8 protein-coding genes are annotated in these 12,225 nt (G+C 57.2%); 2 read left to right on the forward strand and 6 right to left on the reverse strand.

Features of this window, described 5'->3' with window-relative positions:
* Positions 1–744 precede the first annotated feature (744 nt).
* The 5 genes from AC3WOY_RS25655 to AC3WOY_RS25675 all read right to left on the reverse strand — a co-directional run bounded on the left by AC3WOY_RS25655 (position 745) and on the right by AC3WOY_RS25675 (position 8,503).
* Positions 745–3,225 carry an efflux RND transporter permease subunit gene (locus AC3WOY_RS25655; RefSeq protein ID WP_492429006.1) on the reverse strand — a complete coding sequence of 827 codons (2,481 nt, stop codon included), beginning with the start codon at positions 3,223–3,225 and terminating at the stop codon, positions 745–747.
* Positions 3,226–3,273: 48 nt separating this feature from the next.
* Positions 3,274–4,401 (reverse strand): WD40/YVTN/BNR-like repeat-containing protein, encoded by a 1,128-nt coding sequence (locus AC3WOY_RS25660; protein WP_492429008.1) that lies wholly within the window; start codon positions 4,399–4,401, stop codon positions 3,274–3,276.
* Positions 4,402–4,532: 131 nt separating this feature from the next.
* A complete protein-coding gene (locus AC3WOY_RS25665; protein WP_492429010.1) occupies positions 4,533–5,915 on the reverse strand; it encodes a DUF1329 domain-containing protein in 1,383 nt (460 codons plus the stop codon).
* A 70-nt stretch (positions 5,916–5,985) separates the two neighbouring features.
* Positions 5,986–7,668 carry a DUF1302 domain-containing protein gene (locus AC3WOY_RS25670; RefSeq protein WP_492429012.1) on the reverse strand — a complete coding sequence of 561 codons (1,683 nt, stop codon included), beginning with the start codon at positions 7,666–7,668 and terminating at the stop codon, positions 5,986–5,988.
* Positions 7,669–8,131: 463 nt separating this feature from the next.
* Positions 8,132–8,503 (reverse strand): hypothetical protein, encoded by a 372-nt coding sequence (locus AC3WOY_RS25675; protein ID WP_492429014.1) that lies wholly within the window; start codon positions 8,501–8,503, stop codon positions 8,132–8,134.
* Positions 8,504–8,799: 296 nt separating this feature from the next.
* Between AC3WOY_RS25675 and AC3WOY_RS25680 the strand changes: the two genes are divergently transcribed.
* Entirely contained in the window at positions 8,800–9,546 is a 747-nt protein-coding gene (locus AC3WOY_RS25680) for a hypothetical protein (protein ID WP_492429016.1), read from the forward strand.
* Between the two features lie 15 nt (positions 9,547–9,561).
* On the opposite strand, the gene AC3WOY_RS25685 is transcribed toward AC3WOY_RS25680, so the two are convergent.
* Positions 9,562–11,148 carry an MFS transporter gene (locus tag AC3WOY_RS25685; protein ID WP_492429018.1) on the reverse strand — a complete coding sequence of 529 codons (1,587 nt, stop codon included), beginning with the start codon at positions 11,146–11,148 and terminating at the stop codon, positions 9,562–9,564.
* 233 nt (positions 11,149–11,381) lie between these two features.
* Here AC3WOY_RS25685 and AC3WOY_RS25690 point away from each other — a divergent pair, with 233 nt between their 5' ends.
* Positions 11,382–12,194: a TetR/AcrR family transcriptional regulator gene (locus AC3WOY_RS25690; RefSeq protein ID WP_492429020.1), complete on the forward strand. Its 813-nt coding sequence runs from the start codon at positions 11,382–11,384 to the stop codon at positions 12,192–12,194.
* Positions 12,195–12,225: the final 31 nt, after the last annotated feature.

The raw sequence follows: 12,225 nt of genomic DNA on the forward strand, positions 1-12,225 counted from the left end.
CTGCCTCCCGTTTTCATTCCTTTTGCACAGTCGGCTCTGGTGTATATGCGGGCTTGGCCCTCGCGGCGTTTGGCATCATCCTCATATCGAGGCGTTTCCCGGCAATTCTTCAATAGAATCGGTGTCGAAGCGATAGATATATCCCGCAACCGGACATTGTTGCTGATAACGCAGAGATGCCGGCACTGATGAACATGCTGTTGTAATCTTGCCGAACACGTGCGCAGCGTCCCTTTTGCGCATTGTGCTTGCGTAGCCGCTCGAATTTCTAAGCCGGCGGCCACGTTGTCGATGCTGACGACGATGTCTGACAGGTCCATTTATCCTTGCCTCTCCCCTTTCCAGCGCGCGTCCGCGGCCTCTTGTAAATCTGCCAAAGGCAGGAACTGCGCCTTGATCGCGTTGAACAATTAGCGCAGGGCCTGCCCGTGATGTGCCCCCTATCTCGGCAACGAGACCGCAACCGATTGAAAGCGATACTTCCGGTCCTCGAATTCTCTAGCCAAGACAGGAAGTCCCGGGCCCAAGCTGACAAAGACACACCGGTACTGAAAAAGGGAGAAATCTCCGAGAGCATACCTACCCTACCGTGCCTCGCCCCGTTGAATGGAACGTTCTGATCAATGAACTGTTTGGCGGTGGGCCGAATCGAGCATCGGTGTCACGACGTACACTTAGATGTAGAAGCAAAACAGGACGGGCATTCTGCAATGCACCGTCCTGGTAGTTGGAAGCAGATTGTGATCAGCCGTTCATAACAGCGCGCGCCGCCATGACCTCTTGCTCAGCTGTAGATTGATCCCGCGCCGCATGCTCAGCTGAGTTGTCCTTGTCTACCTCAGTACGCAGCAGAAAATAGGACAAGGCTGGAATCAGCAGCAGGGCGCCCACCATGTTCCAGATGAACATGAAGGTGAGCAAGATGCCCATGTCGGCCTGAAACTTGATCGGTGACCACGCCCAGGTAATCACGCCCGCCGCCATCGTCAAACCGACCAGCCCCACGATCTTGCCCGTGAAGTCCAGCGACTGAGTGTAAGCTTCGGCGAGCGTCACACCGCGGCGCTGCAAGGCGAGCTGGACGCTGAGCAGGTAAAGCGCATAGTCGACGCCCACCCCGACACCGACCGCGATGACGGGCAGGACCGCCACTTTGATACCGATATCTAGCCACACCATCAGCGCTTCGCAAAGAACCGACGTGATCACCAGTGGGATGATCGCCACGATCGTTGCACGCCAGCTGCGGAACGTGATGAAGCAGAGCAGAACCACCGAACCGTACAGCACAAAGTGCATTGTCCAGAAGCTCTTCTTCACGACGATATTGGTTACCGCTTCGATACCGGCATTGCCCGCTGCAAGCTGGAATTCCCGGCCAGGCGCATTATTCTCCTTGGCAAACTTCTCGACGGTCTCCACGACGCGCGTCAGCGTCCCCGCCTTGTGATCCGCCAGATAGGCGACTAGCGGCGTGACGGCGCAGGTGCTGTCAGCTAGTTCCGGGCGGTCTCCCTGGAAAATGGCGAAGGCTGTAGATCGGTTGGTAGTGTTCCGCGGAATCGCCTGCCACTTCGGATTTCCCTCGAACATGCCCGATGTGGCGCGGCGCACGCCGTCCGCCAGCGAGAGGGTCGTCTGCACCCCTTCCACCTGGCGAAGGGTTGCCCCCAGCCTGTCGGCCTCGATCAGGTTGGAATAGGCGAAACACTCGCCGGGCGGTGTCTTCAGCATAACTACGAACTGGTCGGTCGACAGACCGTAGTTAGCGGTGATGAACGCCGCATCCTGGTTGTAGCGCGAATCCGGACGCAATTCGGGTGCGCCAGCGTTGAGGTCGCCGATCTGGATATCCTTGCGAACGACCAGCGCGGTCCCCGTCAGCGCCACCGAAATAGCAATGACAATAATCGCATTGCGGCGCTCACACAGCCGAATCAGGACGGAGCGGATTGCTTCGAAAGGCCCTTTGGCGCTCGCGTGATCGGACTCGTTCATCACGCTGCGCTTGGCAGCTTCCGCGCTGACACCGGTATACGAAAGCAGCACTGGAATGAGCACGAGTTTGGTGAAAATCAGGACTGTCACACCGATACTCGTCGTCACCGCCATTTCACGAATCGCGGGAATGTCGATAATCACCAAGACTGCAAAGCCGACAACGTTGGTCAGCAGCGCTGTCAGGCCGGCCATGAAAAGGCGGCGGAAGGTATAACGCGCCGCTACATACTTGTGCGTTCCCCGGCCCACGTCTTGCATGATGCCGTTCATCTTCTGCGCCCCATGCGACAGGCCGATGGCAAAAATCAGGAAAGGCACCAAGATGGAATACGGATCAAGCACATAGCCCATCAGCTGCAGAATTCCCAGCAGCCAGACCACGCCAAGCGTGGCGCTTGTGACGAGCAGGATCGTGCTGCGAATGCAGCGTGTGTACAGGAAAACAAACGCCGCCGCAATCGCTGCGGACAGCGCGAAGTACTTCATGACATCGTACAAGCCATCGATAAGGTCGCCAACGAGCTTGGCAAAACCAACGATATGGATCTTGTACTTGTCGGTCTCGAGAGAACGTACTTCCGCTTCAAGTCGGCGCGAAAACTCCGCGTAGTCGAGCTGTTCGCCGGTTTCCGGGTGTTTTTCGACAAGCGGAACAAAGATCACCGCGGATTTCAGGTTATCGGCGACAAAGCTGCCCACAATGCCCGCACGAGCGATGTTCGCCTGTAGCTGGCGCGTAGCATCCGTGCCGCCATCCCAGCGGTCAGGCATGATGGGCCCGCCGCGATAACCTTCCTCCGTGATTTCCGTCCAGCGGAGGCTGCTCGTCCAGAGACTGCGCATCCATGCGCGGTCGACGCCAGGCATGAGGTAAATCTTGTCATTCAGCTTTTGCAGCGCGAGCAAGTAATCCTTGTCATAGATATCGCCCTGGGTATTCTCGAGCGCAACGCGGATCGAATTGCCCATCCCACGAATGGAATTGCGGTTGTCGAAGTAATTCTTGATGTAGGGATGCGAGCTCGGAATCATCTTCTCGAAGCTGGCGTTGACCGGCAGCTTCGTGGCGTGCCATCCCAGGAAGACAGTCATCAGCAGGCAGATGACGACCATAATCGCGCGATGGTTGAAAATGAAGCGCTCGAGCAACGATCCGCTGTTCTTGTCAAACTGCGCCGGGTCAGTGACGACTGGCAGATAGCCTGCCCGGATGGAAGTTGCCATGCATGTACTCCAAATACGTTAATTTTCAGGCCGGCGCCGCGGTGTCCGTTACTTCAGCCGCACCTGCTGGATACCGGTCAATCCGACCACCACGGCCTTGTTAGCGCCCGCCGGAGCAATTCCGGAAAGGACTGTGGGCCGCGGAACGCGGACTGTCGTGAAACGGGCGCCCGAATCGCTACTCATCAGCAGGCTGCCATTCTGGCTAACCATGAGGATTTTGCCGTCTTGCGTGGTTGTGGCGCCAGTCACCGACGCAATCAATCCCGAGTCGACCTTTTCCCAGGTCTTTCCAGCATCGCCCGAGCGAAACACGGACCCGCGCAGGCCAGCTGCAATCACCGTTTCGCCGGAAGCTACCACGCTGAAAAAGCTGCCGTTGTAACCGGTCGAGGAGGGCAGAAAGCGCTTGCGCCCGCGATCAAGCCGAAACACTGTGCCCTTTTCCGATGCAATGTAGACATTGCGACCGTCGCCACGGATTGCATTCAAGTGCAGCAACTGGTCGGATTCGATGCTTTCAACCCATGATGTCCACGTCTTGCCGCCGTCGCTTGTATGCAGCAAGGTGCCGAAGGTACCGCAGACGAAGCCATTCTTTTCATCCTCGAACCAAACATCGAGGAGCGCCTGTTCCGGCCCGTTTTCGTAATTGAGGCGCGTCTCTTCGAGCAAGCGCTTGGCGGTTTCGTCTCCACTGGCGGCAAGCGCCGTGAAATGCTTGGTCAGCTGATCCGCCGCCTGCCTGCCATCAAACTGTTTGCTCCAGGACTTGCCACTGTCCTGGCTATGCAGGATGACTCCATCGTGCCCGACGGCCCAGCCGTGCTCATGCGTCGGAAAATGCACTGCAAGCAAGTCCGACGATACAGGTGCTTGGCGCTGCGCCCATGTCCCGCCGTCGTCATCCGAGGTTACGATCAACCCACGAATGCCGACGGCAACCAAGCGGTTTCCCGCGCGTGCGATGCCGGAAAGCTGGGTACTTGTCGTCAGTTTGGTAACGGCTGCGGGGATATCGAGCGGATCCCTTGCCTTGTCCTGCCCAGAGACAGCCATTGCAACCGGGATCAAAAGTGACGCGGCCACTGCAACTAAGATCTGGCGCACTTGAAAAACTCCTTGCATGAAATCCGAAATAGTCATCGCCAGGAGCCCGGCGTGTTCCGCGCGCATTCCTGGTACGTCAACAGTCTACCTGCTTACTGCTTGCACGCTGCTTACATTGGTGCATCTGGCCTGTATGTGACTGTCGCGGAAGGCGCCCGTGGGCAGCCTTCCGCTTAACTATGCCTGGGCGCAATTACCTAGCGCACACCGCTTCCGGCAAGGGAGTCAGGCGTGAAGTAATTGGTCGGGAACGGCTGTGCCTTGATATAACCGAACTGGTCCGCACGACCCAAGGGCTTGGATTGGAAGCCGTAGATACCACGGTTCAGGTCGTACAACAATTGCGGCGCAACCCGCACAACCAGCTTGTCGTACTCTTGCATGGTCGGATAATGTGCGACGTGATGCACCTTGTCCGAGTGATCCAGTGCATAGTACGCGAGCGGCGCCCAGCTGTCTTCGTCGACGTAGAAGACCTTCTTCTTCTGCACGTGCCGCTGACCCGCCTTCAAGTGGCCTTCGACGACCCACACGCGATGCAGTTCCCAGCGCAGCAGATCCGGGTTCGCGTGGTTCTTCTTCATTGCTTCCTCTGTCGGCGCGCTCAACAGCTTGACCGTGTTGTACGGCACGTACATTTCTTTCTTTCCGATCAGCTTGAAATCGTACTTGTCCATCTTGCCGTCAAAGCCATTGATCTCGTCGAAAATCAGGATACCGCCGGAAGTCGTCGATACTGTGTCGTACTTGAATTCAGGCGCAAGGCGAACGCGGCGCTGGCCGGGGACGTAGCTCCAGGCCATATCGTCCTTGACGTCCGTGCGATGCGCAGACCAGCGCATTTGTTTCAGGCCGGCCTGCGATGCCGGCGCCTTGGACGTTGAGATCAGTGTGCGATATGGCTTGTCGTCTGGAAGCGGACCGGCAGAGTTATCCCAGAACGGATGGGCCTCGTCGATCACCTGGACCGACGTGACGGTCAAGGTGCCGGAGGTGTCCATCAGCGAGCTTTCCAGAACGAAGCGATGATGCGGGACTTGGAACTTCATCAGCAAGTTCCACATCACTTCGTAGCCGTTCTTCGGTATCGGGAACGGGAACTGTGCATGCGCGCCGGTCAGGCCGGGCGCATCGCCGGCCAGTTTCGGATTCATCACACGCTTGATCGTGTTCTCGTACACCCACGTCGGGAAGCAGGCGGTGCGGTGCGTCGGATAAACGTCAATTGCAAAGGTTGAATATCGCTTGAAGAGTTCCTTGGTGCCCTCGTCGAGCTTGTCGGCATGCTGCCCCAGATTCGCCGCAGTAATGCGGAACAATGGCTTTTCATTGGCAAACGGATCGACGTATGGGCCACCACCTGCCGCAGCTCCCTGCGAAGGCTTGTAACCCGCCGGCGGCGTGCAAAGACCTCCGGTCCAGGCCGGGATAGTGCCATCCTTATTGCCGGCTTTTTCTGCACCGACGGGGGTTAGTGTATTTCCCAACTGTTTGGCTTCTTCTGGAGTCGGGGCAGCGATAGCTTGGCCTGCAAGCGCTACAAGTGCAGCAATAGCCGGAATGTGCTTTTTGAATTGCATGAATAGTCTCCTGTGTTGCTATATTAGTTACGGGCGACGACGCCCCTCGCTAACGATTCTCATCTACACGTCAGTACGTTGTCTTGAACGTGAAGAAGATCCAGCCGTGATCGTTCTGTACGGCGTTGCTGCCGTTGGCAGTCGACACCAGGCCCGTCACGGGATTAGTCTTGTAACGCACCTTGACGTCCGCATACTTGACGGAGAACTCGTAGCGTGAATACAACATGCCAGTCAGGCCGATCGACCACGCCATTGTGTCCTCATTGCCGCCGCCAAGCGCGGCGCCGTTACCCTTCAACTGGTAGGCAAAAGTCGTCGGCATGCTGAGATCCCAACCTGCGAATGCCTGAGGCCAGGAGGGCGTAAACGCGAGGTTCATACCGACAGCATTTTTGGTGGCGCATCCGTCCGTCCTGTCACGTCCCGCCGGGCAGCCATAACCTTCACCGAAGAAACGGTTCGGGTTCTTCGATACCTTCATCAGGTGGCTGAAATTCAATTCGCCCTGCAGGGTACCTCCCACCCACAACGGAGTTTCCGGTAACAGGTAGACGCCGTTTACGAGTGCGTGCAGCGTATCGCCCCGGGCACCTTCGGCTTCCGCGTAGGTCGGTTCGATGCCGTCTGCCGGGAGGACGGTGAAGCCGGCGGTCGAATTCAACGCCGTATTCTTGCGGTACGAAACCTCCGCACCAACGGAAACCGTCGCCAGATTCTTCGTCAAGCTGATGCCGTACAGTTCGGTGTCACGTGCGAAGGACAGACGGACTGCCGCCGGCGCCGGGGCACCGCCGGTCGGGCGCAATTGGGTAATTGACCATGGCAGCTTTTCATCGAACTTGCGATAGTAGAAACCGACCGTGCCGCCAAGGGCAGCCGGGCTCCATCGCAAGCTCAGGCCCAGGTCGCCGCGGTCGGGAGGCGCAATGTCACCGCCGTTTGCGAGGTTGAAGCCAGGCGAGTTGGAACCGAAATCGGAACGAGTACCGTCAGAGCCAGAGAAATAAGTGCCACCGGGGACCAGACGGAACGGCTTCCAGGCAAATGCGTACTGCGCACCGAGTGACAGATCGTCGCTCAACTGCATCTGCGCGGACACCTGGTTGCGCGGCAAGAAAAGCTCCTTGGCCTCGGCACCCGGGCTGGTTGCCGATTTAATGGTATCGATGCCGCTTTGCGAATACGCGATACTGTTGGTTGCCGAGTACAACGACTCGCCCCAATACACATTGTGCTGGCCGGCCTTCACGCTCAGGCGCGAAGCGCCGAGTTCGAACGTGCCGAATACGAATGCATCCAGGATTTCACCTGAAGGCCCAACGATGTAACGCTTGGCATAATTATTGAAAATATCGTTACGATACGCGCCATTGACCGGAAGTGCGGGGTTGCGGATGGAATGGTCGCCGTAGGCGCCGTCCGTCCACGCCGCACCGCTGACGCGGAAGCCATACTTCCCCTTGTAGATGAAGTCGAGTTCCGAGATGAGGTCAAGGCGATTGGTCACCATCTCGCCGCGCGAAAAACGGCCGGTGGTTTCATCATGTCCCGGATTATTGTAGAAGGCCGGATTCACCTTCTCCATGCGGAAGCCGCCGTTATAGCGAATAGTGTTATCCCAACGAATGTCGAGATCCGGGTTATCGGTCTCAATACTAAACGCGTGGACCCCGCCACTGAAAGCAGCGAAGGCGACAGCTATTGTTGTTGCGATCTTGTTACGCTTGAAGCGTGCCTTTATTGTACTCATTCTCCATCAACTCCTTTTGGTTATTATCCGGTTGGATTCCTCACCTTAGAACTTAGCGCCTCCAGCAGACTGACCTAGCGGCGATTCATTACTGACACATTGTCAGTTTTTGATAGTAAGCCATAGAACCAAGATCAGGTCAACAATTTGTGCGCATGTTTTTTGTCATTGCTTTGCATGACGGCCGCAGGAGGTATAGGTCGGGGAGGTTGAGGGGCGGCGTGACGGGGTGACCGGACGAAGACAACGCTTCGAAGGAGTCTAGAGGGTGTTGCGGCCAGACCTAGCAGGGCGTCGAAAAACGATTTCTTCGTCCACCTTTTCGTGTTATCAGCGGCACAAAAAACCGTTAGCAGCTCAAAGAAAATCGTTTGTAGGGCGTGTTGAGCAACCAAAGCTTTTGGCAGTCCCACGAACACGTCGTTTTTCCACAGCCTGTTAGAGCCGCGCTTTACGAGCGAGCTTAGTAAAGGCTAAAGAGCGTGTTGAACGGATGGCTCAGGATATAGAAGCCAATGGGGGCATCAAGTAACGGGACGGGATGGTCCGCGCCCTCTAGTATGTGGCATACGAGGATGAGAATCAGAGACACGAGCACAGCTACCACGATTGCGAACACGATGTCTTCAAGCGGATGAGCCTCCTGACGTCGACTGCGCCTTGGCGCAATCGACGACATGACGCCATATGGCGCTTCTCGATCGACAGGCTTTCGAACGGAAATGCCGGGATGCAGCTTCGCTGGCCGGAAGACATACCTTGGAGCAGGTAAGCCAGTCCTCCTGCGGGAAATGAAGTTCTTCGACATTGCCATCTCCTCCACGCCGAGCGTCAAGACTGCTCCTGCGGGTAGTCGTTTCGCTTGAAGCGAACTGATACTTTGTTATTTATGGAGTGAGAATATCGAAGGAGACCGTCACATGTCAAATTACTTTTTCGATGGCTTTAGATGCGCTTCATAGCGTGCGGTTATTTTGCTTAAAGACAAACTTTCCTTTCGGCGATACCTCTGCCCTCCCCTCCTGAGTCGACAGCTCCGACACGCGACGTCAACTCCCTAACAGCACGGATAACTGATATATTTTTAGTTTTATTAACTGAAGGCTCCCTTCAGTACAGACATTTGAAGATATGGATCACATTACAGTCGGCGCGAGGCCGGGCGCTTTGCGCCGAAAGATTATTGTCCGCGTGAATGAGGGAGTCGTCGAGGCAGGGGTGGAAGACGATTATCACCATTTCCTGGTCCGCCTGGAGCATGACGGAAAGCAGATCGTCGCGATCAGATCACAGAACAAGCGCACCCCGTGGACGAGCTGTGCTCATGCCGGACAAATGCTTAAGGAACTGATCGGCACCCCATTGTCCATTGATGTATTCGGCGCCACAACACATATTGATCCGCATGGACAGTGCACGCACCAGTTTGACCTGGCGCTGCTGGCCATTGCATGCGCGGCGCGCGGGAAGAGCAGGATTTACGAGCTGGAAGTAACAGATGCGGTTGGTACAAAACGGCAGGCCCGCGTGTTCCGTGATGGTGCGCTCCTCCTCGACTGGACGCTAGACGGAACGCAGGTCGTCTCCCCGGCCGATTGGGCCGGACAAAGCCTGCGTTCCCTCGATGTGCGCAAGCTTGCGGGCGCGGATTGCGAAATGGCGGAGGCAGTCAGTTCGTTACGGCGGGCGGTCATGATTGCCAGCGGGCGAGGAATCGACTTAGACCAGTTCGAAGACGCCCAAGTATTTGCTGACCGTATGTCCGGCGCCTGCTATGTGTTTCAGCCGGTTCGCATTGCAGAAGCAAAGCGCAACAAGGGCAGCGTCCGAGATTTCGCCGACCACCCTGAAAGGTTGCTTAAGGATTTCCCCGCTTAGCGAATTGCAGAGGCGTCAAGGACAGGGCTCTGCGACGTAATAGGAGATGACCGGAGGCGCTTCACCTCCGTGCATTTCGCGCAATCGACGCTCTGCCTCCAGGTCGGCCAGAGTCGCCCGGCTGCACTGGCGCAGGTACTGCCCCCAGGAATCGACAAGAAATCGTTCAACATATCTTGAGTCATGCTCGATCTCCCGGTAAACCCGCCAAAAGCTCGCCCCGTCGCGGCGACGTGCCTTCCCGATCACATAAAGCTGACGCAGGAAGGCGTCACGCCTGTCGGGACTTACTTCGTAGACGATCTGGACTGCCACCGGTGCATTGCGTGACACGGCAAACGACTGCAGATCAAACTGCGACGCGTCCGGCGATTGGGTCGACTCCGCTTCGTCGCTAATACGCGCCGGCCAGCGCTTCATAATCACCATCACGCCGCCCATCAGGACGCCGCTCAGAACAAGCGTGTTCGATGTCCCCACTTTAGCAGCCACCGCCCCCCAGAATGCGCTTCCAACGGCCATCGCGCCCTGGAATACCAGCATGTAAACCGCAATCGTCCGCGCCCGGATCCAGCCAGGCACGGACGATTGCATAGCCAGCATATTGGTATTGCCAACGCCGATCCACCCTATGCCTGCCAGGAACAGGACGACGCAGACTGCGTACAGATTCGGAATGTATGCTGAGGTCAGGGTTGCCAGGCCGTACATGGCGGCAGCGAGAGCCATCATGCGGTTCATTTCAAGCATATCCTTCAACCGCGGAATCAGAATCGCCCCTAGCACGGATCCCGCGCCGATGCAGCCAAGCAGGACACCATAACCGCCTGGACCAGCACGGAGCTGCCCGCCTGCAATCAATGGCAGGAGCGCCCACAGGGCGCTGGCAACGCCGACAAAGGCAATCGTGCGCAGGATTTGCGCACGCATGATTTCCGAGTGGCGGACATACCGGAAAGTGCTTTGCAGCCCTGAAATCAAATCTTCAGGCGGCAGCCCACTCGTACGCTTCGGGCTTTCCCAGCGGACCAGGACCAGCGTGGCCCCGACCAGCAATGCCGCGCTAGCCAGAAACACCGCCCCGACTCCAAAGGACGACACGACTGCACCCGACAACGCCGGGCCGACAGCGCGTGCGGAACTGTACGAGACGGCCGAGAGTGACAACGCTGAAGCGAGCAATTGTCGCGGCACAACGTCAGTCTGTGCGGTATACCACGCAGGTCCCTGGAGGGCGAAACCCACACCCAGGAAAAACGTGAAGACCAACAGCGTCCAACCGCCTACCGCACCGCCGTAGTACAGCGCGCACAAGGCAAGCGCAGCGGCAACCATGAAGCCAACGACGGCAAGCAGATAGCGCCGGCGATCCACAAGGTCTGCCATCACACCCGAGGGCAAGGCAAAAATAAAGGATGGCAACGCGCTTGCAGTCTGGATCAGCGCCACCATCAACGGCGACGTGGTGAGCGATACCATCAGCCATGCCGCCGCCACACTGTGCATCCAGATCATGATGTTCAGCGCTACACTGCCAAACCAGAGCGCGCGAAACGCCGGACTGGACAATGCTCCCCACACGCTATTGCTTGTCTTTTCCACCGCCACCGCCTGTGTCCTTGTCGTCATGTATTCGCAGACGCAGTTGCCGTCCGCACCACAAACTGACACTTTAACAGTTTTAAATCATTACCGCACACCGCAGCGCGCGCTTGAAAGACTGTTTTGTCCTTGCCATAGCGGGTACAATGATATATACGTAAAAATAAGTGGTCGTCAGCTATTTAGTGCTTCGTGCATAGTGAAACGAAACCGAAACGGAACCGAAAACAGTTATGGATATTGACGTGCAGAAGAACAAACAGGGGCAAACGCTTGGCAGGAAGGGACAGGAGACGCGAGCGCGTCTGATGGATGCTGCTCGGCGCCTGCTGACGATCCACTCCCCCGTCGAGTTGACTACCGTGGCGATTGCCGCCGAGGCAGGCACGTCGCCGGCAAGCTTCTACATGTATTTCGACGACACCAAGGACATTTTGTACGCCTTGAGCGAGGTAGCGGGTCAGGAGATGGCCACTATCCACACGCTCTTTGAGCAGCCGTGGACGTACGAGAATCTGGAGCAGCGCGCGGGTGAGGTCATTGATGCCCTCAATGCAGTGTGGGACAAGCACCGACCCGTGCTGCGCTACCGGAATCTCGAAGCGACACGGGGCGACAAGCGGTTCGCCGAGCTGCGCTTGAACACGTTCATTCCTTTCATCGAACGATTTGCCGAGTGCATTCTCATGATCAATCCGACCGGAGGCACGCGCCGCCGGTCGGATGCCTACGCCGAGGCATCCATACTACAAGGCGCGATGGAGCACATGGCAGCGACGGAACCCGAGGTGATGGCGGGAGGCTTGGGTCGAAAACGCATCAACAGCAATCTCGCAAGAATCGTCGCACTCGTCATGCGCGGCGGCACGTCTGCCGCGCTTGCCGTCGCCGTCCCGCCGCAATCAACGTTACTACCACAGCCAGCGGACAAGGCAAGGGGAAGGGCCAGGGTGAAGGCAACCGATGAACCAGGCGCGAAACCGAAAGCCGTACTTAGTAGCAAGGCGAAGCCACCAAAGGCGAGCAAATCGGAAAAGACAACCTGATACAGACAAAAAAGCCCTCGAATTTTTCGGG

Source organism: Noviherbaspirillum sp. FW303-A3 (assembly GCF_058788695.1).